The 23451-nt window shown below is 66.5% G+C and carries 20 protein-coding genes; 10 read left to right on the forward strand and 10 right to left on the reverse strand.

What is annotated here, in order from left to right:
* Positions 1 to 1654, forward strand: a 1654-nt coding sequence (locus tag GXB81_RS10690; RefSeq protein ID WP_205989099.1) for an ATP-binding cassette domain-containing protein, incomplete at its 5' end; no start/stop codon positions are given.
* A gap of 90 nt (positions 1655 to 1744) precedes the next feature.
* Entirely contained in the window at positions 1745 to 2806 is a 1062-nt protein-coding gene (locus GXB81_RS10695) for a CaiB/BaiF CoA-transferase family protein (RefSeq protein ID WP_167045385.1), read from the forward strand.
* A gap of 189 nt (positions 2807 to 2995) precedes the next feature.
* On the opposite strand, the gene GXB81_RS10700 is transcribed toward GXB81_RS10695, so the two are convergent.
* The 3 genes from GXB81_RS10700 to alr all read right to left on the reverse strand — a co-directional run bounded on the left by GXB81_RS10700 (position 2996) and on the right by alr (position 5879).
* Positions 2996 to 3274, reverse strand: a complete 279-nt coding sequence (locus GXB81_RS10700; protein ID WP_167045185.1) for a DUF2866 domain-containing protein — start codon at positions 3272 to 3274, stop codon at positions 2996 to 2998.
* A gap of 154 nt (positions 3275 to 3428) precedes the next feature.
* Entirely contained in the window at positions 3429 to 4805 is a 1377-nt protein-coding gene (gene radA / locus GXB81_RS10705; RefSeq protein WP_167282595.1) for a DNA repair protein RadA, read from the reverse strand.
* Positions 4806 to 4808: 3 nt separating this feature from the next.
* Entirely contained in the window at positions 4809 to 5879 is a 1071-nt protein-coding gene (gene alr / locus GXB81_RS10710; RefSeq protein ID WP_167045179.1) for an alanine racemase, read from the reverse strand.
* Between the two features lie 218 nt (positions 5880 to 6097).
* Between alr and lplT the strand changes: the two genes are divergently transcribed.
* Positions 6098 to 7405 (forward strand): lysophospholipid transporter LplT, encoded by a 1308-nt coding sequence (gene lplT / locus GXB81_RS10715; RefSeq protein WP_167045176.1) that lies wholly within the window; start codon positions 6098 to 6100, stop codon positions 7403 to 7405.
* 116 nt (positions 7406 to 7521) lie between these two features.
* A complete protein-coding gene (gene thiD, locus GXB81_RS10720) occupies positions 7522 to 8328 on the forward strand; it encodes a bifunctional hydroxymethylpyrimidine kinase/phosphomethylpyrimidine kinase (RefSeq protein ID WP_167045173.1) in 807 nt (268 codons plus the stop codon).
* A 123-nt stretch (positions 8329 to 8451) separates the two neighbouring features.
* Here thiD and GXB81_RS10725 read toward each other — a convergent pair whose 3' ends face one another.
* From GXB81_RS10725 to tsaB, 4 genes are all read right to left on the reverse strand, one after another.
* Positions 8452 to 9417, reverse strand: a complete 966-nt coding sequence (locus GXB81_RS10725; RefSeq protein ID WP_205989120.1) for a DUF1853 family protein — start codon at positions 9415 to 9417, stop codon at positions 8452 to 8454.
* A gap of 227 nt (positions 9418 to 9644) precedes the next feature.
* Positions 9645 to 10931, reverse strand: a complete 1287-nt coding sequence (locus GXB81_RS10730) for a uracil-DNA glycosylase family protein (protein WP_205989100.1) — start codon at positions 10929 to 10931, stop codon at positions 9645 to 9647.
* On the reverse strand, positions 10918 to 11412 hold the full coding sequence (rimI, locus tag GXB81_RS10735; RefSeq protein ID WP_167045167.1) for a ribosomal protein S18-alanine N-acetyltransferase: 495 nt from the start codon (positions 11410 to 11412) through the stop codon (positions 10918 to 10920). The genes GXB81_RS10730 and rimI overlap by 14 nt, the downstream gene beginning before the upstream one ends.
* A complete protein-coding gene (tsaB, locus tag GXB81_RS10740) occupies positions 11409 to 12248 on the reverse strand; it encodes a tRNA (adenosine(37)-N6)-threonylcarbamoyltransferase complex dimerization subunit type 1 TsaB (protein ID WP_205989101.1) in 840 nt (279 codons plus the stop codon). The genes rimI and tsaB overlap by 4 nt, the downstream gene beginning before the upstream one ends.
* A 270-nt stretch (positions 12249 to 12518) precedes the next feature.
* Between tsaB and GXB81_RS10745 the strand changes: the two genes are divergently transcribed.
* From GXB81_RS10745 to aceA, 3 genes are all read left to right on the forward strand, one after another.
* The gene (locus tag GXB81_RS10745; protein WP_167045161.1) at positions 12519 to 12788 is read left to right on the forward strand and encodes an acyl-CoA-binding protein; all 270 of its coding nucleotides are present in this window, start codon (positions 12519 to 12521) and stop codon (positions 12786 to 12788) included.
* 519 nt (positions 12789 to 13307) lie between these two features.
* Positions 13308 to 14909, forward strand: a complete 1602-nt coding sequence (locus tag GXB81_RS10750; protein ID WP_205989102.1) for a DEAD/DEAH box helicase — start codon at positions 13308 to 13310, stop codon at positions 14907 to 14909.
* Positions 14910 to 15375: 466 nt separating this feature from the next.
* The gene (gene aceA / locus GXB81_RS10755; protein ID WP_205193076.1) at positions 15376 to 16680 is read left to right on the forward strand and encodes an isocitrate lyase; all 1305 of its coding nucleotides are present in this window, start codon (positions 15376 to 15378) and stop codon (positions 16678 to 16680) included.
* Between the two features lie 355 nt (positions 16681 to 17035).
* On the opposite strand, the gene GXB81_RS10760 is transcribed toward aceA, so the two are convergent.
* Both GXB81_RS10760 and GXB81_RS10765 read right to left on the reverse strand, forming a co-directional pair.
* Positions 17036 to 17470 carry a universal stress protein gene (locus tag GXB81_RS10760; RefSeq protein ID WP_167045154.1) on the reverse strand — a complete coding sequence of 145 codons (435 nt, stop codon included), beginning with the start codon at positions 17468 to 17470 and terminating at the stop codon, positions 17036 to 17038.
* Positions 17471 to 17673: 203 nt separating this feature from the next.
* Positions 17674 to 18576, reverse strand: a complete 903-nt coding sequence (locus GXB81_RS10765; protein WP_167282582.1) for a LysR family transcriptional regulator — start codon at positions 18574 to 18576, stop codon at positions 17674 to 17676.
* 159 nt (positions 18577 to 18735) lie between these two features.
* On the opposite strand from GXB81_RS10765, the gene GXB81_RS10770 reads away from it, so the two are divergent.
* Positions 18736 to 19605 carry a (S)-2-haloacid dehalogenase gene (locus GXB81_RS10770; RefSeq protein ID WP_205989103.1) on the forward strand — a complete coding sequence of 290 codons (870 nt, stop codon included), beginning with the start codon at positions 18736 to 18738 and terminating at the stop codon, positions 19603 to 19605.
* A 105-nt stretch (positions 19606 to 19710) separates the two neighbouring features.
* A complete protein-coding gene (gene aceB, locus GXB81_RS10775) occupies positions 19711 to 21303 on the forward strand; it encodes a malate synthase A (protein ID WP_205989104.1) in 1593 nt (530 codons plus the stop codon).
* 326 nt (positions 21304 to 21629) lie between these two features.
* Here the strand turns inward: aceB and GXB81_RS10780 are convergent, their stop codons facing one another.
* Positions 21630 to 22031 (reverse strand): gamma-glutamylcyclotransferase family protein, encoded by a 402-nt coding sequence (locus GXB81_RS10780; protein WP_167045146.1) that lies wholly within the window; start codon positions 22029 to 22031, stop codon positions 21630 to 21632.
* Positions 22032 to 22438: 407 nt separating this feature from the next.
* Here GXB81_RS10780 and GXB81_RS10785 point away from each other — a divergent pair, with 407 nt between their 5' ends.
* Positions 22439 to 23338 (forward strand): helix-turn-helix transcriptional regulator, encoded by a 900-nt coding sequence (locus GXB81_RS10785; RefSeq protein ID WP_205989105.1) that lies wholly within the window; start codon positions 22439 to 22441, stop codon positions 23336 to 23338.
* Positions 23339 to 23451 lie beyond the last annotated feature (113 nt).

Genomic DNA, 23451 nt, shown 5'->3' on the forward strand with positions numbered 1-23451 from the left:
GGCGGCCCACGACGGCGCGGCCGAAGCCGAAGCGCACGCGGCGTTCGCCGACGCCGACGGCTACACCGCGCCGGCACGCGCCGAAGCGCTGCTGCTCGGCCTCGGCTTCACGCTCGACCAGACGCGCGAGCCGGTCAGCAGCTTCTCGGGCGGCTGGCGCATGCGGCTCAATCTCGCGCAGGCGCTGATGTGCCGCTCCGACCTGCTGCTGCTCGACGAACCGACCAACCACCTCGACCTCGACGCGATCGTCTGGCTCGAAGACTGGCTCAACCGCTATGCCGGCACGCTGATCGTGATCTCGCACGACCGCGAGTTTCTCGATTCGGTCTGCAACGTCACGCTGCATCTGGAAAACCAGCAGATCAAGCGCTATGGCGGCAACTACTCGCAATTCGAAGTGCTGCGCGCGCAGCAGATCGCGCTGCAACAGAGCGCGTACGAAAAGCAGCAGCGCACGGTCGCGCATCTGCAGAGCTATATCAACCGCTTCAAGGCGCAGGCCACCAAGGCGCGCCAGGCGCAAAGCCGCGTGAAAGCGCTGGAGAAGATGGAGCTGATCGCGCCCGCGCACGTCGCCTCGCCGTTCACGTTCGAATTCCGCACGCCCGACTCCGCGCCGAATCCGATGATGGTCATGGAAGACGTGCGCTGCGGCTATCGCGCCGAAGACGGCAGCGAGATTCCGATCGTCGAGCGCGTCATGCTGTCGATCCAGAACGGTCAGCGCATCGGTCTGCTCGGTGCGAACGGCCAGGGCAAGTCGACGCTCATCAAGACGCTCGCGGGCACGCTCGAATCGCTCTCCGGCCACGTGCGCGAAGGCAAGGGCTTGCGCATCGGCTACTTCGCGCAGCATCAGCTCGAAACGCTGCGCCCCGACGACACGCCGTTGCAGCATCTCGCGCGCCTCGCGCCCGATACGCGCGAGCAGGAACTGCGCGACTTCCTCGGCAGCTTCAATTTTTCCGGCGACATGGCGACCGCGAAGATCGCGCCGTTCTCTGGCGGCGAAAAAGCGCGCCTCGCGCTCGCGCTGATCATCTGGCAGAAGCCGAACCTGCTGCTGCTCGACGAGCCGACCAACCACCTCGACCTCGAAACGCGCCACGCGCTGACGATGGCGCTCGCGCAATTCGAAGGCACGCTGATTCTGGTCTCGCACGACCGCCATCTGCTGCGCGCGACGACCGACCAGTTCATGCTGGTCGCGAAGCACCGTCTGCAGGAGTTCGACGGCGATCTCGACGACTATCGCGACTGGCTCTTGCAGCATGCGGCCGAGCAGCGCGCGGCGCTGAAGGCGAATGCCTCGGGCGCGGCCGAGGCGGCGTCCAACGGCGCGGCAGGCAATGCCGACGGCAACGTCAATCGCAAGGAACAGCGCCGTCTCGAAGCGGAAACGCGGCAGAAGCTGGCGCATCTGAAAAAGCCGCTGCAAAGCCGTATCGCGAAGATCGAAAAGGAAATGGACGCGCTCAACGCGGAGAAAACGACGCTCGACGCCTTCGTCGCCGATCCCGCGAGTTACGAGCCCGAGCAGAAGAGCAAGCTGACGGACGCGATCCGCCGGCAGGCAGATGTGAATGCGCGCCTCGACACGCTCGAAGCCGAATGGCTCGAGACGCACGAGGAACTCGAACAGATCGGCTAGCGGCACGCAGCGCCGGGCCGCGCCGGCATCGATGGGAGCCTGGCCTTGTCATTCGCAACCTCATCGTCCACCTCACCGGCGGCCCCGGCGCTGCAAGGACTGCGCGTGCTCGACCTCACGCGTCTGCTGCCCGGCCCGGTGGCCGCGCTGCGGCTCGCCGAACTCGGCGCCGACGTGCTGAAAATCGAAGCGCCCGGCGCGGGCGACCCGACCCGCACGATGCTGCAATCGTCGGCTGACCGCGTCGCGGGACGGCCCGGCGCGTTCTACCGGATGGTCAATCGCGGCAAGCGCGAAACGCGCCTCGACCTCAAATCGGAGGCGGGGCGCCATGTGCTGCGCGCCCTCGCGGCCGACGCGGACGTGCTGATCGAGAGCTTCCGGCCCGGCGTGATGGAGCGTCTCGGCCTCGGCTACGAGACGCTGCGCGCGGCGAATCCGCGGCTCGTCTATTGCGCGATCAGCGGCTATGGCGCGAGCGGTCCGTTCGCGCAGCACGCCGGCCACGATCTGAATTACATCAGCTATGCGGGCGTGCTCGATCAGCTCGCCGCGCGCGACGGCACGCCGATCCTGCCCAACTTCCAGATCGCCGACCTGCTCGGCGGCGCACTCGCCGCCGTCACGCAGATTCTCGCCGCGCTCTGGCAGGTGGCGCGCGGCGGCGAAGGCCGCTTCGTCGATGTCTCGATGACGCACGCTTCGTATGCGCACAACGTCATCGCGCAAGTCTCGCTCGCCAACGAGGGCGCGGCGCCCGCCGCCGGCGCCGGCCTGCTCAACGGCGGCGTGCCCTGCTACAACCTGTATCGCACACGCGATGGCCGCTGGCTCGCGGTCGGCGCGCTCGAACTGAAGTTCTGGGAAACGCTGTGCATGGCGCTCGACCGGCCCGAATGGGCGACGCGTCACTGGAGTCTGGGTCAGGCGATCGGCGGTCCGGATGCGCTTGCGCTCACAGAGGAACTGGGCGCCGTGATCGGCACGCGCACGCTAGCGGAATGGATGCAGTCGCTCGAAGCGCTCGACTGCTGCGTGTCGCCGGTGTTGACGGCGGCCGAGGCCGCGCGGCATCCGCTGTTCGATCCGCAGGCGTATGCGGCGGCAAGCGATGGCCTGAACGACAGCGATGGGGAGAACTTCGCGGGTTAGCGCGGATGCCGCCACGGCGGCTGCGCGACGGATTCCACGAGAATCAAATGCGCGGCCTCGCGCAATACCGCAATACCGCAATACGATGGACCTCGGCGGCCGTCGCATGACGAGAACAAACGCATCAGGCAAGGCGCGGAAAACAAGCTTGAAATACAAACGTGCAAAAGAGGCGTGCAGACCCCACGCTCAACGCCGCACCACCGTCTGTCTCGGCAGCGTCTGACGCGGCGACTTCTCGTCGTCGTACAGCAGATGCTTGCGGCCTTCCACATGGCGGCTGATCGTGGCGCGCACCTCGGCGGGCGTCACGTCCTCGGCCACCACCCGCCGCGATATCTGCCCCGCCGTGTCGATCCATTCGACGATCCGGCAGGCGCCGCCCCAAGGCTGGTGAATCGGTGCGGAGACCCGGCAACCACGCACCTGGATAGAACGCTCTGCTGCGGTTTCATGTGACTGTTTCAAAGCGCGATCCTTTTTTCGGGCATCAGAAGAGACATAGACCCTTACAGCTTAGAAAAAAGGCGTGGCGGCCAGGTTACAGCCAGGAACGAGATATTTACCGTGCATTACGGCATGCAAGGCGCACCCACGGCGCCCGCGCGCCGCAAGTCCCTGTTTATTCGAGCGTGCGGACCCGATCGATGGCCTGTTCGATCCGTTCGACCGCAACGACCTGTAAGCCTTCGATCGGCTGTTTCGGCGCGTTGGCCTTCGGTATCACCGCGACCGAGAAACCGAGCTTGGCCGCTTCCTTCAGACGCTCCTGGCCGCGCGGCGACGGCCGGATCTCACCGGCGAGGCCCACTTCGCCGAACACGACGAGCCCCTTCGGCAGCGGCTTGTTGCGCATCGACGAATGGATCGCGAGCAGCACCGCGAGGTCGGCGGCGGGCTCGGTGATCTTCACGCCGCCCACCGCGTTGAGGAACACGTCCTGATCGAAACAGGCGATGCCCGCATGCCGGTGCAACACCGCGAGCAGCATCGCGAGACGGTTCTGCTCGAGGCCGACCGCGAGACGCCGCGGATTCGGCGCGTTAGCCGCATCGACGAGCGCCTGCACCTCGACCAGCAGCGGCCGCGTGCCTTCCTGCGTGACCAGTACGCACGAGCCCGGCACCGACTGCTCGTGCTGCGACAGGAACAACGCCGACGGATTCGCGACGCCGCGCAAGCCGCGCTCGGTCATCGCGAACACGCCGAGTTCGTTGACCGCGCCGAAGCGGTTCTTGATCGCGCGCACGAGGCGATACGACGAGTGCGTGTCGCCCTCGAAGTACAGCACCGTATCGACGATATGTTCGAGCACGCGCGGGCCCGCGAGCGCGCCTTCCTTGGTCACGTGACCGACCATGATGATCGTCGTGCCCGACTGCTTGGCGATGCGCGTCAGTTGCGCCGCGCATTCGCGCACCTGCGCGACCGAGCCCGGTGCCGATGTCAAGGCATCCGAATAGACGGTCTGGATCGAGTCGATCACGGCGACGTCGGGACGCTGCTCGGCGATCGTCGCCTGAATCTTTTCGAGCTGGATTTCCGCGAGCAGTTGCAGCTCGCTCGCGGTCGAACCCGGTTCGAGCAGCGAGAGCCGTTGCGCGCGCAACGCGATCTGCGCGCCGGACTCTTCGCCGCTGATATACAGTGCACGTTTGTGCGCGGCGATTTCCGCGAGCGCTTGCAGCAGCAGCGTCGATTTGCCGATGCCCGGATCGCCGCCGATCAGCACCACGCCGCCCGGCACGAGACCGCCGCCGAGCACGCGGTCGAATTCGCTGACGCCGGTCGTGAAGCGCGGCACGTCGGATGCTTCGATGTCCGCGAGACGGCGCACCGGCGTGCTCTTCGCGAGCGACTGGAAACGATGCGTGGCCGGCCCCTCGGCCACCGATTCGACGAGCGTGTTCCACGCCTGACACGACGGGCATTGGCCCGACCACTTCGGCGATTGCCCGCCGCACTCGCTACAGATGTACAACGTCTTTGCTTTCGCCACGCGTTACTCCGCACGGACCGGCACACGCTGCGCGACCGCGCACATGAGCTCGTAGCCGATCGTGCCGCAGGCCTGGGCGACGTCGTCGATCGGCAAGGCGGTGCCCCACAGCTCGACGCGCGAGCCGATGTTGGCGGTCGGCACCGGCGTGAGGTCGACCGTCAGCATGTCCATCGAGACGCGCCCGACGATCCGCGTGCGCACGCCGTCGACGATCACCGGCGTGCCTTCCGGCGCGACGCGCGGATAGCCGTCCGCGTAACCGCACGCGACCACGCCGATACGCATGGCGCCGCGCGCGGTAAACGTCGAACCGTAGCCGACCGAATTGCCCGCGCTCAACGTCTGCACGGCGATCAGTTCCGAGGCGAGCGTCATCGCGGGCTGCAGGCCGGTGCTCTCGATCGCGGCCGTCACGCCCGAGGGCGACGCGCCGTACAGGATGATGCCGGGGCGCACCCAGTCGAAATGCGCTTCCGGATGCCAGAGCGTGGCCGCCGAATTCGCGAGGCTGCGCGCGCCGGCAATGCCTTGCGCGCCGCGCTCGAACGCTGCCATCTGATGCGCGATGCCGCGCTCGGCGTCGGCGTCGGAGAAATGGGTCATCAGCGTGATCTGGCCGACGCCCTGGCAGGCGCGCGCGCGCTCCCATGCGGCACGGAATTTCTCGACCGTGTAGCCGAGCCGGTTCATGCCGGTGTTCATCTTCAACTGGATGTTGACCGGTTTGGACAGGCGCGCCATTTCGAGCATGCGCAACTGCTCGTCCGAATGCAGCGCGGTGGTCAGGCTGTAGCGGTCGATCACGTCGATATCGGTCGGTCGGAAAAAGCCTTCGAGCAAAAGAATGGGGCCCGCCCAGCCCAATTCACGCAACTTCACCGCTTCTTCGAGGTCCAGCAACCCAAAGCCGTCCGTTGCGCGCAAGCCCGGAAACACGCGCGCGAGGCCATGTCCGTACGCGTTTGCCTTGACGACGGCCCAGATTTTGGACTTCGACGCATAACGCCGGGCGACGGCAAGATTATTGGCGAGAGCAGCGGTATGTATCGTGGCTGAGAGGGGGCGCGGCATGGGATTTTTTCGTAAAGACACTTGCGAATCAGCGGCTTACCTGGCGTTTTCGGCGCTCGGCGGCCCGCTGGGCGGTGCGATCAAGGATTCTGCTAGTCCGAATCCAGCTATTTTCGTGATATAAAGCCGTGCGCACAACCCATTTCGATCGGCATAAGCCCGGACGCACTGCAAACGGCCGGGGCGGACAGACCGCAGCGAGGACAGCATCGCATCAGATGAAAAAAGGTTTTTACACCATCATGGCCGCGCAGTTTTTTTCGTCGCTGGCCGACAATGCGCTTCTGATCGCCGCTATCGCACTGCTGAAAGATCTTCACGCTCCGAACTGGATGACGCCGCTGCTCAAGCTGTTCTTTGTGCTGTCGTACGTCGTTCTTGCCGCCTTCGTCGGCGCCTTCGCCGACTCCCGTCCGAAAGGGCGCGTGATGTTCGTCACCAACACCATCAAGGTTCTCGGCTGCATCACGATGCTGATGGGCGCGCATCCGCTCATCGCCTACGGCATCGTCGGCTTCGGCGCGGCGGCCTACTCGCCCGCCAAATACGGCATCCTCACCGAACTGCTGCCGCCTGACCGGCTCGTCGCCGCGAACGGATGGATCGAGGGCACCACGGTCGGCTCGATCATTCTCGGCACCGTGCTCGGCGGCGCGCTGATCAGTCCGCATATCGCCGCGCCCATCCTGCACCTGCGCATTCCCACCGTGAACACGCCCTCGGAAGCCGCGATGCTCGTCATCATGGGCATCTACGTCATCGCGGCGCTCTTCAATCTGCGCATTCCCGATACCGGCGCGCGCTATCCGAAGCAGGAACACGGGCCGATCCGCCTCATCACCGATTTCGCCGACTGCTTTCTCGTGCTGTGGCGCGACAAGCTCGGACAGATTTCGCTCGCGGTCACGACGCTGTTCTGGGGTGCCGGCGCGACGCTGCAATTCATCGTGCTGAAGTGGGCCGAGGTGTCGCTCGGCATGTCGCTGTCCGAAGCGGCGATCCTGCAGGCGGTGGTGGCGGTCGGCGTCGCGGGCGGCGCGATCTTCGCGGCCTCGCGCGTGCCGCTGAAGAAGTCGCTCTCGGTGCTGCCGGTCGGCATCATGATGGGGATCGCCGTGATGCTGATGGCGTTTTATACGCGCGATCTGTTCCCCTCGCATTGGGGCATCTATTTCGGCCGCATGCACATGCCCGGCTATCTGATCGTCGCGTATCTCTTCCTGATGCTCGTCGGCGGTCTGTCGGGCTTCTTCGTCGTGCCGATGAACGCGCTGCTGCAGCATCGCGGGCACGTGCTGCTGTCGGCGGGACACTCGATCGCCGTGCAGAACTTCAACGAGAATCTCTCGGTGCTCGTGATGCTGTGCCTGTACGCGGTGCTCGTGTGGCTCGACGTGCCGGTCGCGGCCGTGATCGTGCTGTTCGGCACCTTCGTCTGCCTGATGATGTGGCTCGTGATGCGGCGCCACCAGGCGAACCAGCGCGCGTTCGATTCGGTCGCGCTGATCGGCGAAGCTAAACACTGAGCCAGCGCTGAACAGGCGCTGGCCCCCCGGGCCGGCCGCGTGTTTCGTTCCGCGAGCCGGCTGTTTCGACGATGCGCATGCGCTCCCCGCGCGCGCGCCTTCTTCCTCGCCTGACCATGACTCAACCGATTCCCAATGTGCTGACGATCGCCGGTTCCGACTCCGGCGGCGGCGCCGGCATCCAGGCCGATCTGAAGGCTTTCTCCGCGCTCGGCGCCTATGGCGCGAGCGTCATCACCGCATTGACCGCGCAGAACACGCGCGGCGTGAGCGCGATTCATGCACCGGACCCGGGCTTCGTCAGTGCGCAGCTCGACGCGGTGTTCGACGACATCCGCATCGACGCGGTGAAGATCGGCATGCTCGCGAATGCGCCGATCGCGCGCGCGGTCGCCGATGCGCTGCGCCGTCACAAGCCGAAGCACATCGTGCTCGACACGGTGATGATCTCGAAGAGCCATCACGCCTTGCTGCTGCCCGATGCGGTCGCGGTCGTGCGCGACGAACTGCTGCCGCTCGCCGACCTGCTGACGCCGAATCTGCCGGAAGCGGCCGCATTGCTCGGCATGCAGCCTGCCACCGACGAAGCCGGCATGACCGGCCAGGGCGAAGCGCTGCGCGCGCTCGGCGCGCGTGCGGTGCTGATGAAGGGCGGCCACCTGAGCGCGGCGGACAGCCCCGACTGGCTCGTGCAGGCCAGCGGCGCCTTGCGTCTCGGCGGGCCACGCGTGCCGGTGAAGAATACGCATGGGACGGGCTGCACGCTGTCGTCGGCGATTGCGGCGCTGATTCCGCAGCGCGGCGATCTCGCGAGTGCGGTGGCCGACGCGAAGGTTTATCTGACCGGCGCGTTGCAGGCGAGCGACCGTCTCGAAGTCGGTCACGGCGTGGGGCCGGTGCATCATTTTCACCGCTGGTGGTGAGGGATTTATCGTTGCGCGTGTGCGCAGATGCGTGCGTATGCGCCTGTGTTCGCGATGCGTCGCAAACTCGATCGCGATCGCACGCCGCGAATGCCGCACTACTGCCGCACGACTGCGTTGCGGCTATTGCATGGCGTAATGCCGCGCCTGCTCGGGCCAGTCGTCGGGCACGATAAAGCCGCGCGAGCGTTCGAGCAGATGGCCGGCACCGTCTTCGACGAACGCGGCGACCATCACCGGGCTGTGTTGATGCGAAGTCTGTACAGCGAGCGTAGGCGCATCGACGTATGACGCGCGTTCGTCGTCGCCCTGCTCTTCCAGAGCCGCTACGCGTCGCGGCGCAAGCCATTCCAGTCGCGGCAAGACCCGCCAGATCCGCGCATGGGCCGCCGCGAACCCGGGCCAGTCGCCGCGCGTGACCCACCAGCCCCGCCCATGCGCGGGATCGAGCTCGGGCGGATCGAGCGGCGTCTCGCCATGCCGATAAAACAGCCAGCCTTTGACGAACATCTGCGGCGTCCACGGCCCCGCATAACCGGCCAGCACGAACTCCTCGCGCGCGCTCAACGGCAACTGATGATTGAGCAGATGCGCGAGCTTGATGTCGAAGCGGTCTTTCAGATTGGGGCCGACGTAATCGGCGAGACGTCCCGCCTGCGCTTCGCGTGCGGCTCCCGCGTGCAGGTAGCACTTCACCGCCAGTTCCCAATGCAGCCGCGCGCCTTCGTGCGTCTGCACGAGAAAATCGCATTCGCCGAGCGTGACGCCCGCGCGCCGCAACGGCACGCCCGCGGCGACGAGTTGCGCGGCCGGTCCATGCTGCAGAAACCAGCCAAGCAACCGCTCGGCATAGCGGCCCAGGCGCGTGATGCGCGTCGCCGAGAGATCGCGATGGAGCGGCTCAGGCGCGGCATCGAGCGCGCGCAGCCAGGCGACGGTCGCCTGCCGTTGCTGCGGCGTTTCGACGGGATTCGCCAGCACGCCGACCGGCAATTGCGGACGCAACAGATCGGGACTCAGCAGCAACCACGCGAGATCGCGCACGGCGGGGTCGCGCAACGGATCGTTGTGCGAGGGAGCGGCGGCTATGTCGGGTGACGACTCGGATGACGAGTGGAGTGGCGCGCTGGATTGCGGCGCGGATGGCGCGACCGCTTGCGTGTGCGTGTGAGCGTGTGCCTTACCAGGCGCTTCAATGCGCACATCGGGACGCTCATCGCCCCGCTTATCGGGCCACACACCGAGCAGCGTGTCGAGCAGCCCGGCGCGAGAGATCGGCGCGGCGGCATCGTGCGCCGCCGGCCCCTCGGGCGTCGTCACTTCGGCTCGTTCGACGGCGCGCCGCCGCCCGCGAGCCACGTATCGCGCGCGAGGCACAGATCCGCCCAGGCCTTCGCCTTGTCGGGCAGGCTGCGCAGCAGATACGCGGGGTGGTACGAGACGATCACCGGCACGCCCTCGTACCGATGCACGCGGCCGCGCAGCGACGAAATGCTGGCCTCGGTCTTCAGCAGGCTTTGCGCGGCGAAGCGGCCGAGCGCGACGATCAGCTTCGGCTTGACGAGCGCGACCTGGCGCTGCAGATACGGCTCGCAACGCGCGACTTCGTCCGGTTGCGGATTGCGGTTGCCGGGCGGACGGCACTTGATCACGTTCGCGATATAGACGTTGGTGCCGCGCGCCAGCGCGAGCGAACGCAGCATGTTGTCGAGCAGCTTGCCGGCCTGGCCGACGAACGGTTCGCCAAGGCGGTCCTCGTTCTCGCCCGGCGCTTCGCCGACCAGCATCCACTCGGCGTTGCGATCGCCGACACCGAACACCGTGTTCGTACGCTTCTCGCATAGGCGGCACGACTCGCACGCGGCGACGCGCTCGCTCAGCGCGTCCCAGTCGAGCGTGTGGACGGCAGGCAGTGCGGGAGCGTTGCCGCGGGCTTCAACGGGTTCATGAGCGGATTCACTAGCACGCGAATGCGCGGGCAGATCGTCGAACCACGCGAAGTCGTCGTCGGGAGGAGCGTCGAAGTTGGGCGGCGCGGGAGAATAGGCTGGCGGTTGCGCCCGCTGTTGCTCCTGCTGACATGCTCGCGATTGTGCGGGTTCGCGATGCGCTGCGGCTTCGTCCTGCTGAGCGGGTTCGCGTCGGGCTGCGGTCGTATCCTGCTGAGCGGGTTCGCGTCGGGCTGGCGATGGCTCGCCCCGATCCGCCGACGCGTGCATCGCTTCGGGCATGGTCCGCGATGCGGGCTCCGCTCGACGCTCATCGCGCACGTCGCCCTGCATCGATTGCAACTCGTCCGCGCGCTCCCGGGCGGCGCGATCGTCGGAGCGATGGCGTGGATCTTCCGCCAGCATCGCTTCGTCGCGCTCCTCGGGCGCACGCCGTTCGCCTTGCGCCTGAGCCTGAGTTTGACCCGCCGGCACATCCTGCTCGCGCGCCCTAGCATGCACGCTCTCGCCCCCTTCGTCCCGCGGTGCGTGCGCGCCCCCGGCATCACCGAGTCCGACAGCCGCCTCGCCCGCCGGCTGCCGCGCCGCCATGCCGCGCCGCACCCACAGCGGCGCGAGTCCGAATTCTTCGAGTACCGATTCATGCAGCGCCATCTTCGCCCTCCGTGGCAAACGAAAGACGCATCACGATCGCGTCCTCCCGGCCGCGATGCCGCGCCGGATAATAATTTTTGCGCCGGCCGATCGACGCGAAGCCGAAACGTTCGTACAGCCGGATCGCCCGATGATTCGACGGCCGCACTTCGAGCAGCAGGCCCTCGAGTCTTTCGGCGCGCGTGATGCGCACCGCCTCGCGCAGCAGCGCAAGGCCCGCGCCCGCGCCTTGTACCTGCGGCGCGACGCATAGATTGAGCAGATGCATTTCGTCGACGACCGGCATCAGCACGCAATAGCCGAGCAGCGTCCCCGTCACGTGGCGCAGACAAACGCCGAAATAACCGTTGCGCAGCGAATCGCCGAAATTGCCGCGGCTCCACGGAAACTCGTAGGCGAGCTTCTCGATCGCGGCGACTTCGTCGAGATCGCTTTCGGTCATCGGCGACATGTAGCGGTCCGCGAGCAGCACGCCGCTCATCGCCGCGCCTCGCCGTGCGGCGCCTGTGCGGACGCGCCGCCGTCGGGCGCGTGCCCGGCGGTCTGCGCCGCTTGCCCTGCCTGTGCCGCCGCTTTGGCCGCCTTTTCGGCGACGCGCTCGGCCGTGGTCTGCGCGACCTTGTCGCGCACGTATTCGGGCGCGGCCTGATCGGCAGGCACCGTGCGGCCGGCGTGAAACGCGCGCAGCGCCGCGTAGGCGAGCGGCAACGCATGCGGCAGCGCCTCGCCGTCGACCGTCCGTGCGGCGACCACGGCCGGCAGCCGCGCACCGAACGCCGCAGCCGCGTTGCCGGCGAGCGTGAACGGCGCGTCGGGCAGCACGAGCCGCTCGGGCGCATCGAGCGATGCCGTCTGCACGACGCGCCATTCGTGTTGCGCGTCATCCCACGCGTAGTCGGCCCAGTAAATTTCGTCCATGCGCGCGTCGAGCGCGGCGAGCACGCGCGTCACCGAAGGATCGCGCAGACGCGCGCTTTCGGCGCACGCGAGCAGGGTGCCGATCGGCACGACCGGCAGATTCAGGCCGAACGCGAGGCCTTGTGCGACGCCGGTCGCGGTACGCAGACCGGTGAACGAGCCGGGACCGGCACCGAACGCGATCGCGTCGCAGTCCGCGAGCGCGAGGCCGGCTTCGGCGAACAGCTCGCGGATCGCGGGAAGCAGCCGCGTGCTGGAGACCGCGCCGGTCCGTTCGTGGCGCACCCAGACGCGGGGTTCGGCAGTGGGCCGGCCAGTGGTATCGACGCTCGCGGACACGAGCACCGCCGAACAGAATTCGGTCGAAGTATCGAGGGCAAGGAGCACTGTTTGAGTCATGGACCGTATTGTAATCGGCGCCGTGCACGGGGATGGTGGTTTGCGGCCTCGCGGCGCGCGCGGGCCGGGTGGTCGCGTGGCCACCGCTGCTCGCTACCCGCCGCTTGGTGCCTCTTGGCCTGTTGCGCCCCTTGGCACCGCCTCGCGCGCCTTGCCGCCGCTTGCCGCCCCCGGCCGCCGTTTGGAATAAGCCCTCGGCCCCGCGGCCGCACTCAATTGTTATGATTTTCGGCCGATCCCATCCACGCCCGCCCAGCGGGCCACACGACCATGACCGACATCGATACCCAGTTCGCCCAGGCCCAGCAAGACGTCAAGCAGTTGCCCGAGCGCCCCGGCAATCTCACGCTGCTGCGTCTTTATGCGCTCTTCAAGCAGGCCAGCGAAGGCGACGTGCACGGCGACAAGCCGGGCTTCACCGACATCGTCGGCAAATACAAGTACGACGCATGGGCCGCGCTCCAGGGCACCGCGCAGGACGCTGCGAAGCAGCAATACGTCGAGCTCGTCGAATCGCTGAAGAGCGGCGCGGCGGCCTGACACACCAGCGGCCTCAACGAGAGCCGCGAAATCGCCGCAACAAGGCCGCCCGACCGGGAAAAACGGCCTCGCGGCGATTCCCGAACCGCGAACGCCACGCCCGGCCGACTCACCCGCCCTACCCGTTCCGGCACACTTTTCCGATCAGACGATTCCGAATAGTGGCGCAGTGCAGCAAATACCTATATAATGCGGCCTGCACTTCATCGCTAGTGCTGCTTTCCCGAGCGGCTCTGGCGGCGCAGCGCCCCGTAGCGTTTAGCTCCAATCCAGTTTAGAACCTGTCCCCTCCTGCCTGGCCCTCTACGGGCGTCAAGTCCAAGGCTGGCGGCACGCCATGTCGGCATGTCGCATCCGATACAGCTTCTAACGAAAAGCTCGCCTTCATTGCTGCGAGCTGCCCCCGTTTTTCGATTTGCTCGCTGCTTCTTTGCTCGCTGAATCCGACGACTTGGGTATGCCGATTGGCGTTGACGTTTTAACTCCCTGAATTTCCCAGGATCGTTTTCAAGGATTCACATGACTTCGAGCAATTCCTCCGCCAGCCCGTTGAACGCCATCGCCGACGAAGCACTCGGTCTTACCCCCGAGGCTCCCGTCGCGGCCGCTCCGGCTGACGCCAAACCGACCTTCGCGTCGCTCGGCCTGTCCGCGGAAGTCGTCTCCGCGCTGACCGCCGCCGGCTACGAGCACCCGACGCCGGTGCAGCAGCGCGCGGTACCGGCCGGCATCGCCGGCCGCGATCTGCTGGTGTCGAGCCCGACCGGCTCGGGCAAGACCGCCGCCTTCATGCTGCCCGCCATCGAGCGTTTCGCGCAGCTGCAAAAGACCCAGGCGAACCAGCCGCGCGAACCGCGCCCGGCCGACGGTGGCCGCGGCCGCCGTCCGCAGCCGGTCGCGCGTCCGACCATGCTGGTGCTGACCCCGACCCGCGAACTCGCGATGCAGGTCACGACCGCCGCCGCCACCTACGGCAAGCACCTCAAGCGCCTGCGCACCGTCAGCATTCTCGGCGGCGTCGCCTACGGCCAGCAGCTGATGCTGCTCGCCAAGAACCCCGAAATTCTCGTCGCCACGCCGGGCCGTCTGATCGACCACCTCGAGCGCGGTCGCATCGATCTGTCGCAACTGCAGATCCTCGTGCTCGACGAAGCCGACCGCATGCTCGACATGGGCTTCATCGACGACATCGACACGATCGTCGCCGAAACGCCGGCCACGCGTCAGACCATGCTGTTCTCGGCCACGCTCGACGGCAAGATCGGCTCGCTGACCGGCCGTCTGCTGAAAGACCCGGAGCGCATCGAGATCGTCCAGCGCATGGAACAGCGCACCAACATCGCGCAAACCGTCCACTACGTCGACGACCGCGATCACAAGGACCGTCTGCTCGACCATCTGCTGCGCGCCGAAGGCCTCGACCAGGCCATCGTCTTCACGGCCACCAAGATGGACGCTGATCAGCTCGCGGGCCGTCTGGCCGACGCCGGTTTCGAATCGGCCGCGCTGCACGGCGACCTGCCGCAAGGCGCGCGTAACCGCACGATCCGCGCGCTGCGCGAGCGCCGCGTGCGCGTGCTGGTGGCGACCGACGTCGCCGCTCGCGGTATCGACATCCCCGGCATCACGCACGTGTTCAACTACGACCTGCCGAAGTTCGCCGAAGACTACGTGCACCGTATCGGCCGTACCGGCCGCGCGGGCCGCTCGGGCGTCGCGGTGAGCCTCGTGCATCATGCGGAACAGGGTGCGCTGAAGCGCATCGAGCGCTTCGTGCGCACGCCGCTGCCGGTCAACGTCGTCGAAGGCTTCGAGCCGCGCAAGGCGCCGCCTTCGGGCAACGGCCGTCCTGGCTTCGGCGGCCGCGGCCGTCCGGGCGGCAACGGCCGGCGCTTCGGCAACGGTTCGGGCAAGCCCGGCGGTTACGGCAACGGCGGCTCGCGCAACGGTAACGGCAATGGCAATAGCAACAGCAACAGCTGGGGCAACCGGTCGGCCGGCGGCGGTTCGCGTGACGGCTACAACAACGGCGGTTCGCGCGACGGCGGCTACAACGGCTCGCGTGACGGCTACGGCGCGCGTCGCAACGACGGTCCGCGTACGGCGCGCCGTGGCGGCTAAACAGGCGGGCTGAGCGTCGTTGATCGCGGCGCGGCGTGTTTCGAAAGAACCCGCCCGCGTTTGCCGTTCAGGACACGCAGCAGGACCCGGACAGCGCCCCGCTGTCCGTCGGTCCGGAAAAACCGGTGCTCAGGCACCGGTTTTTTTTCGTCTATCGCTCGCCACCGAAAATTTCACGATATGAAAAATTTTTTTGTGTCGTAAAAAATCATGCTGCAAGGCACAAGACGGCCTATTGCAATAGGGGAAATATCGTTTCTCAATACGAAATTACAAGTTCAATGCATTGATTTTATTGAAAAATAAATATTGGAAAAACGCTTTGCGGCGCCTGTTGCGCGACCTTCGATTTGCCTAGACTCTTATATAAGACTTCACGAAACAGAACGCCCAGCCGGGCCCGACGCTTCGAGAAGACAGAGTCACCCATCCCCCATAACAGGCCTAGAAGGAGCACATCATGACCATGACCCGCGAACAGCAAGTGCAGCAACTCAAGCAGCAATGGGAAACCGATCCGCGCTGGAAGGGCGTCAAGCGCACCTACTCGGCCGAAGACGTGGTGCGTCTGCGCGGCTCGGTGCAGGTCGAGCACACGCTCGCGAAGCGCGGCGCGGAAAAGCTGTGGGCCGCCGTGAACAACGAGCCGTTCGTCAACTCGCTCGGCGCGCTGACCGGCAACCAGGCAATGCAGCAGGTCAAGGCGGGCCTCAAAGCGATCTATCTGTCGGGCTGGCAGGTGGCGGGCGATGCGAACGTGGCCGGCGAAATGTACCCGGACCAGTCGCTGTATCCGGCCAACTCGGTGCCGCTCGTCGTGAAGCGCATCAACAACACGCTGACGCGCGCCGACCAGATCCAGTGGTCGGAAGGCAAGAACCCCGGCGATGAAGGCTACGTCGATTACTTCGCGCCGATCGTGGCCGACGCGGAAGCCGGCTTCGGCGGCGTGCTGAACGCGTTCGAACTGATGAAGGCGATGATCGAAGCGGGCGCCTCGGGCGTGCACTTCGAAGACCAGCTCGCTTCGGTCAAGAAGTGCGGCCACATGGGCGGCAAGGTGCTCGTGCCGACCCGAGAAGCCGTCGCCAAGCTGACCGCCGCGCGTCTCGCCGCCGACGTCTCGGGCACGCCGACCGTGCTGCTCGCCCGCACCGACGCGGAAGCCGCCGACCTCGTGACCTCGGACATCGACGACAACGACCGCCCGTTCCTGACCGGCGAGCGCACCGTCGAAGGCTTCTACCGCACGCGGCCGGGTCTCGAACAGGCGATCTCGCGCGGCCTCGCCTACGCGCCGTACGCCGACATGATCTGGTGCGAAACCGGCAAGCCGGACCTCGAGTTCGCGAAGAAATTCGCCGACGCGATCCACAAGGAGTACCCGGACCAGCTGCTGTCGTACAACTGCTCGCCGTCGTTCAACTGGAAGAAGAACCTCGACGATGCGACGATCGCGAAGTTCCAGCGCGAACTCGGCGCGATGGGCTACAAGTTCCAGTTCATCACGCTGGCCGGCTTCCACGCGCTGAACTACTCGATGTTCAACCTCGCGCACGGCTATGCCCGCAACCAGATGACCGCCTTCGTCGAAATGCAGCAGGCGGAATTCGCGGCGGCCGAAAAGGGCTTTACGGCCGTGAAGCACCAGCGCGAAGTCGGCACCGGCTACTTCGACGCGGTGACGCAGACGGTCGAGCGCGAAGCCTCGACGACCGCGCTGCACGGTTCGACCGAAAACGAGCAGTTCTTCGACAAGAAGGTGGCCTGAGGCCCACCCGCCGCGAAGTCGAAGCAGTGGGCCACGCGGACCGGGCGGTGTCGCCGGTCCCATGCGTGGCCCGGGAATGATCCGGGAATGGCCCTGGAATCGCAGCAACGATCGGCAAACGGCAGGCGGCTCCGTCAGAGAGCCGTCGCCAGAGGGAGGGACCGCGCCGCCGGGGGCCGACAGTCGAGCCGAAGCCGGCCCGCAACCGGCTCCCGGTGGCCGGGGCACGACAAGACAGAAAAAATCTCGCAGCAGGGGGAAATCCGCACAGCGCATCGTGCGGCAACAAGAAGCGCGCCGGCCTTATCGCTGGCGCGCTTTTTTTTCGACGCCGGCACAACGTTCAACGCGATATTCAGCGATACACGATCACCGGAATCTTCGTGTGCGTGAGCACCCGTTGCGTTTCGCTGCCGATCAGCAGGCTGCCGAGCCCGCGCCGCCCGTGCGAGGCCATGAAGATCACGTCGCAGCCGCCCTGCTCGGCCGCCTCGATGATGCCGAGGTAAGGCGCCGGATGCACGCTCGTGCGGCTGTCGACGTGTACGCCGACCCGGTGCGCGGCCAGTTCCACCTCGCGCAGATGCACCTGCGCCTCGCGCTCGCTGCGCTGCAAAAACTCGCCCGGCGGCTCGACCGCGATGTCGGAGAACGGCGAGTACGGATATTGCGGCAGACATGCGTACGCGGTGATGCGCGCGCCGACGACCTGCGCGAGATCGATCGCGCCCGCTATCGCCTTGCGTGACAGATCCGAACCATCGGTCGGAACCAGGATGTGCCTGAACATGATGCCCTCCGTCGCCGGCTGCGCGCAGCGCGGCGTCAGCGTTCAACGAAGCCCGCCGGGCAGGCTGTTCGAATGATTGTAGTGCGTGCCGATACGGGCGGAGACCGGCCAAGGGTCTGTCCCGATGCCGGGACCGGCGGGCGCTTGCGCGTCGGTCTCCGCGATTGGTCTCCGCAGTGGGTCTCCGCTGTCCGTCCCCGCCTTCAGTCCCAGTAACCGGGCTCGCCGTACGTATGCTTGAGAAAGTCCAGAAACAGCCGCACCCGCAGCGGCAGATGGCGGCGCTGCGGAAACACTGCGTGGATGCCGATCGGCGGCGCGGCGAATTCGTCGAGCACGGTGACGAGCCGGCCGGCCGCGAGTTCGTCGCCGACCTCCCACCACGAGCGCCACGCGAGCCCATGGCCGGCGAGACACCATTCGTGCAGCACCGCGCCGTCCGAGCATTCCATCGTGCCGGACACCTTGATCGACACCACCTTGCCGTCCTGCTGGAACATCCAGCCGCGCTGCTGGTTCGCGCTCGCGCCGAACGCGAGGCAGTTGTGGCGTGCGAGATCGGCGAGGCTATGCGGTGCGCCGCGCCGGCTCAGATACGCGGGCGAGGCGACGCACACGCGCCGGTTTTCGGCGAGCTTCAGCGAGACCAGCGACGAATCGGGTAATTCGCCGAGCCGCACCGCGCAGTCGAAGCCCTCGTTGACGAGATCGACGAGGCGGTCGGACAGATCGAGTGTGATCGACACGTCCGGATGCCCGACCGTGAACGCGGGCACGAGCGGCGCGACATGGCGGCGCCCGAAGCCGGCCGGCGCCGACAGCCGCAGATGGCCGCTCGCCTTCACACCGCCCGCCGACACGCTCGCCTCGGCGTTCTGCATGTCGTGAATGATGCGCTGACAGTCTTCGAGAAAAGCCGAGCCTTCGAAGGTCAGCGTGAGCTTGCGCGTCGTGCGCACGAGCAGCTTGACGCCGAGGCGCTCTTCGAGCGCATCGATGCGCCGGCCGATGATCGCGGGCGCGACGCCCTCGGCGAGCGCCGCCGCGGACAGGCTGCCCTTGGCCGCGACGGTGACGAAAGTCTCGATCTGCTTGAAACGGTCCATGAACGGTGCGCGCCGCGAGCAGGAGCAAGGGGCGGAAATAGGGCGATTGGCGTCAGATTAGGTATATGAAAGTAAAAGATCAAGTGATCTTTAGCCTATTTTTTAGCACCTAAGGTCACCAATACAATCGATCCCGACCTCTGACAGGAGCGCACGGCAATGTCGGCCACAACGACACCTTTCCCGCGAGCAGTGATCTTCGACGCCTATGGCACGCTTTTCGACGTGCATTCGGTGATCGCCGCCGCCGAGCAGTTGTTCCCCAGCCACGGCAATGCGCTCTCGCAGTTGTGGCGCCAGAAGCAGATCGAATACACGCAACTGCGCACACTCGCCGCGCGCACCGACGCTCCCGGCGAACACTACCGCCCGTTCTGGGATATCACGCTCGACGCCCTGCGCTTCGCCGCGAAAAAACTGCAGCTCACGCTCGGGCGCGTGGCCGAAAAGCGTCTGATGGACGAATACGCGTGCCTGTCCGCCTTTCCCGATGCGGTGCCGGTGCTGCGCGCGTTGCGCGAGGCGGCGTCGAACCCGAGTCTGAACCCAGATCAGAACCCAGCCCCAAGCTCCGCGAGCACCACAGCCGCGGCAACCACGCCTCATGTCGGGCTCGCGATCCTCTCGAACGGCAATCCGCAGATGCTCGACATCGCGGTCAAGAGCGCGGGCATGAGCGCGCTCTTCGATCACGTGCTGTCCGTCGACGCCGTGCGCGCCTACAAGCCCTCGCCCGCCGCCTATGCGCTCGGCCCGGCCGCGTTCGGCGTGGCCGCGCGCGAGATCGTGTTCGTCTCGTCGAACGGCTGGGACGTGGCCGGCGCGACGTGGTTCGGTTTCACGACGTTCTGGCTCAACCGGCAGAACGCGCCGCTCGAAGAACTCGGCGTCACGCCGCATGGCACGGGCAGCGGCATGAACGATCTGCTGGCGTTCCTGCGAGCGCCTGATTCGCCCTCGCCCCATATCGGCCAGCCTGAAAAACCGCGCGGCGACGGCACCCGCAAGCGCGCCGGCCCGCGCGCCTGACGAGCGCCCGCGCGGCGATCCGGCCAGCGCCATCCACTCACTGCTTTTCAACCTCCACCTTTCCGCAATCCGACTTTCTGCAATCTGACCGACCAAGGAGAAAACATGACGAATTCGCTGTCGCTGCCGCAAGGCATGGAAATCACCGGCGAGATCAAGCCCGGTTTCGAAGCGATCCTCACACGCGAAGCGCTGGAACTCGTCGCCGCGCTGCATCGCACGTTCGAGCCGCGCCGCCAGCAGTTGCTGCAGGCGCGCGTCGAACGCACGCGGCGGCTCGACGCGGGCGAGCGGCCCGACTTCCTCGCCGCCACGCAGAGCGTGCGCGACGGCGACTGGCAGATCGCGCCGCTGCCGCAAGACCTGCAATGCCGCCGCGTCGAGATCACGGGGCCGGTCGAGCGCAAGATGATCATCAACGCGCTGAACTCCGGCGCGGATTCCTACATGACCGACTTCGAGGATTCGAATGCGCCCAGCTGGGACAACCAGATCACCGGCCATATCAATCTGAAGGACGCGGTGCGCCGCACGATCTCGCTCGAACAGAACGGCAAGTCCTATAAGCTCAACGACCGGACCGCGACGCTGATCGTGCGTCCGCGCGGCTGGCATCTCGACGAGAAGCACGTGAAGGTCGACGGCAAGCGCGTATCGGGCGGCATCTTCGATTTCGCGCTGTACATGGTCCACAACGCGAAGGAGCTGGTCGCGCGCGGCTCGGGTCCGTACTTCTATCTGCCGAAGATGGAGAGCCATCTCGAAGCGCGTCTGTGGAACGACCTCTTCGTCGCCGCGCAGGAAGCGGTCGGCGTGCCGCGCGGCACGATTCGCGCGACGGTGCTGATCGAGACGATCCTCGCCACGTTCGAAATGGACGAGATCCTGTACGAGCTGCGCGAACATAGCTCGGGCCTCAACGCGGGCCGCTGGGACTACATCTTCTCGGCGATCAAGAAGTTCAAGAGCGACCGCGACTTCTGTCTCGCCGACCGCTCGCAGATCACGATGACCTCGCCGTTCATGCGCGCCTACGCACTGCTGTTGCTGAAGACCTGCCATCGGCGCAACGCGCCGGCGATCGGCGGCATGAGCGCGTTGATTCCGATCAAGAACGATCCGGCCGCGAACGAAAAAGCAATGGGCGGCGTGCGCTCGGACAAGGCTCGCGATGCCGGCGACGGCTACGACGGCGGCTGGGTCGCGCATCCGGGCCTCGTGCCGGTCGCGATGGAAGAGTTCGTCAAGGTGCTCGGCGACCGGCCGAACCAGATCGGCAAGCAGCGCGACGACGTGCTCGTCAGCGCCGCCGATCTGCTCGACTTCCGCCCGGAAACGCCGATCACCGAGGCGGGTCTGCGCAACAACATCAACGTCGGCATTCACTACCTCGGTTCGTGGCTCGCGGGCAATGGCTGCGTGCCGATCCACAACCTCATGGAAGACGCGGCAACCGCCGAGATTTCGCGCTCGCAGGTGTGGCAGTGGATTCGCTCGCCGAAGGGCACGCTCGACGATGGCCGCAAGGTGACGGTCGAACTCGTGCGCGAACTCGCGGCGCAGGAGCTCGACAAGGTGAAGCAGACGGTGGGCGGCGACACGCAGCCGTATGAGCGCGCGGCGCAGATTTTCGAGCAGATGTCGACGGCGGAGCAGTTCACCGACTTTCTGACGTTGCCGCTTTACGAGGAGATTTGAGGCTGCGGGCCGGGTGGCCGGATTGATGTACGGGTGGATGCGCGGTTCGATGTACGTCTGGCCCGGACGATCGCCCGAGCTGTTACGACTCGATAGATAAAAGAATGGCGCGCCACGCGGTTAGCGGCGCGCCATTTTCCATGGTGCTTTGCACATCTCGTTTCGGGCCGTGCTTTTTGCCGTGCGTCTTGCCATGTTTCGTGCCGTACTTCGCGCTCCGTCTCTCGCGTGCCGCCTTTGCGCGGACCCACCACGCGGACGCGATGGGCAGGACACGATGCGCAAACATCGCGCCCTTTCACCCACTCGGTCTTTCGCGCGCCCGATCACCGCGTGCGGCGATACTCGACCCAATCGCCCGACCGGATCTCGGGCAGCCCCTTCACCGCGCCCGGCGTGACCGGATAGAAGCGGCAGTTCACGACGTTGCCGTCCACCTTCACCATGACCTCGCGGGCGAGGAAGCGGTCCTCGACGCCGGGATAGACGGCTTCGATTTCGTCGAGCACGGCAACGAGCGCATCGTCGATTTCGTAGACGTCGCCGCATACGTCGACGCCCGCCTCGTCGACCACGAGCCCCGGGTACAGGCCAAAGTCGAACAGATGGCCGCGCACGCTCGCGGTGCCGAGCAAGGTCGGCGCGGGGATGTCGTTACGCGCGGCGGCTTCGCTGATGTCGTTCGCTTCACCGGCACGCAGCGTGCCGTAGACAAAGACGGTCTGCATCGTCGTAGGGTCTCCTTGAGGTGAGGAGTCGGGCCGCGTTAGCCGCGCCTGTCGCGGGCTGTGTCGCGATCCGGTTGCGGCCCCGTGGTGATTTCAATGCAGTGATTGCAATCCTGCGGTTTCAATCCCGCGTTTTATCCCGTGGTTTATCCCGCGCTACGTTCGCCACGAACACGCCGGACAGTCGCGACATTATGCAACGCCAGAAAACGGGCAACCTCGGTCGCGAACCCCCGCGGCCGCGTCACGCTGCGACTTCCGCAGGCCGCTTCATGCGCGCCCGCCTCGCTCTCGACCACGAGACCGCAACGCAAGGCAGCCGCCCTCTACAATGACCGCACTCGCAGTGATTCGCGGCGGCCGGCCCGCATGCCGGCCGTCTCCCGTCATCCGTACCGGGCTTCGCCATGACTTCGTCCGCCGACTCCGACCTGTTGAGCCGCATCCGCTTCGCCGACATTCCGCTCGAGTCCGCGCCGACCGAGACGCATCCGATCCGCGTGCGCTCGCGGCCAATGCCGGCCGGCTGGCGCATCCCACGTCATACGCATGCCTGGGCGCAGGTCGCGTATGCATCGCGCGGCGTGCTGCGCGTCGCGACCACCGGCACCACGTGGATGGTGCCGCCCTCGCGCGCGATCTGGGTGCCGCCGCATGTGTCGCACGAGGTGTTCTCCGTCGAGGACGCGTTCCTGCGCACGCTCTACATCACCGAGAGCACGGTGCCGGCCGGACTCGACACGCCGCGCGTCGTCGAAGTGTCGAACCTGCTGCGCGAAGTGATTGCCGCGCTCGACATGCCGGGCCTGTCCGCCGCGCGCGAGCAGTTGCTCGGCGCGCTCGCGCTCGACGAACTGACGCGCTCCGAGCCGCTGCCGCTGTCCGTGCCGATGCCCAACGAAAAGCGCTTGCGCGCGCTCTGCGAGGCAGTGATCGCGGACCCGACGCATGGCGAGTCGCTCGAACAATGGGCGTCGAGCGTCGGCGCGAGCACGCGCACGATCGCGCGGCTGTTCCGTCAGGAACTCGGCGTGAGCTTTTCGCAATGGCGTCAGCAGGCGATTCTCGCGCGCGCGATTCCGCTGCTGAGCCAGGGACGGCCGCTCTCGCACGTAGCGCGCGAGTTGGGCTATCAGAGCCAGAGCGCCTTTTCCGCGATGTTCCGCCGTGCGTTCGGCGCGAGCCCGCGCGCGTTTATCGAACGAGGCGCCGAGCATCGCGTGGACAACGGCGAGGCCGGTGAACCGCCGGCGGACGAAGAGACGGCACAGGATCGCGCGAATCCGGCGGAGCCGGCCGGACGCTGAATCGCGACGCAACGGCCCATGCCCAGAATGCACGGCGCCGCATTGGAGACGGTGAGCCGGGCACCACTGCGCCGGCGCCACGCGTGTGAGGATCGTCTGAGAAGTCGCCGCAG

It is taken from the genome of Paraburkholderia sp. Ac-20336, assembly GCF_017105025.1.
In the GTDB taxonomy this organism is placed as follows: domain Bacteria; phylum Pseudomonadota; class Gammaproteobacteria; order Burkholderiales; family Burkholderiaceae; genus Paraburkholderia.

Coding starts and splice junctions, on each gene's coding strand:
- alr (WP_167045179.1), bottom strand. CDS start 5,879: ATGCCGCGCCCCCTCTCAGCCACGATACATACCGCTGCTCTCGCCAAT.
- lplT (WP_167045176.1), top strand. CDS start 6,098: ATGAAAAAAGGTTTTTACACCATCATGGCCGCGCAGTTTTTTTCGTCG.
- thiD (WP_167045173.1), top strand. CDS start 7,522: ATGACTCAACCGATTCCCAATGTGCTGACGATCGCCGGTTCCGACTCC.
- GXB81_RS10730 (WP_205989100.1), bottom strand. CDS start 10,931: ATGGCGCTGCATGAATCGGTACTCGAAGAATTCGGACTCGCGCCGCTG.
- rimI (WP_167045167.1), bottom strand. CDS start 11,412: ATGAGCGGCGTGCTGCTCGCGGACCGCTACATGTCGCCGATGACCGAA.
- tsaB (WP_205989101.1), bottom strand. CDS start 12,248: ATGACTCAAACAGTGCTCCTTGCCCTCGATACTTCGACCGAATTCTGT.
- GXB81_RS10745 (WP_167045161.1), top strand. CDS start 12,519: ATGACCGACATCGATACCCAGTTCGCCCAGGCCCAGCAAGACGTCAAG.
- GXB81_RS10750 (WP_205989102.1), top strand. CDS start 13,308: ATGACTTCGAGCAATTCCTCCGCCAGCCCGTTGAACGCCATCGCCGAC.
- aceA (WP_205193076.1), top strand. CDS start 15,376: ATGACCCGCGAACAGCAAGTGCAGCAACTCAAGCAGCAATGGGAAACC.
- GXB81_RS10760 (WP_167045154.1), bottom strand. CDS start 17,470: ATGTTCAGGCACATCCTGGTTCCGACCGATGGTTCGGATCTGTCACGC.
- GXB81_RS10765 (WP_167282582.1), bottom strand. CDS start 18,576: ATGGACCGTTTCAAGCAGATCGAGACTTTCGTCACCGTCGCGGCCAAG.
- GXB81_RS10770 (WP_205989103.1), top strand. CDS start 18,736: ATGTCGGCCACAACGACACCTTTCCCGCGAGCAGTGATCTTCGACGCC.
- aceB (WP_205989104.1), top strand. CDS start 19,711: ATGACGAATTCGCTGTCGCTGCCGCAAGGCATGGAAATCACCGGCGAG.
- GXB81_RS10780 (WP_167045146.1), bottom strand. CDS start 22,031: ATGCAGACCGTCTTTGTCTACGGCACGCTGCGTGCCGGTGAAGCGAAC.
- GXB81_RS10785 (WP_205989105.1), top strand. CDS start 22,439: ATGACTTCGTCCGCCGACTCCGACCTGTTGAGCCGCATCCGCTTCGCC.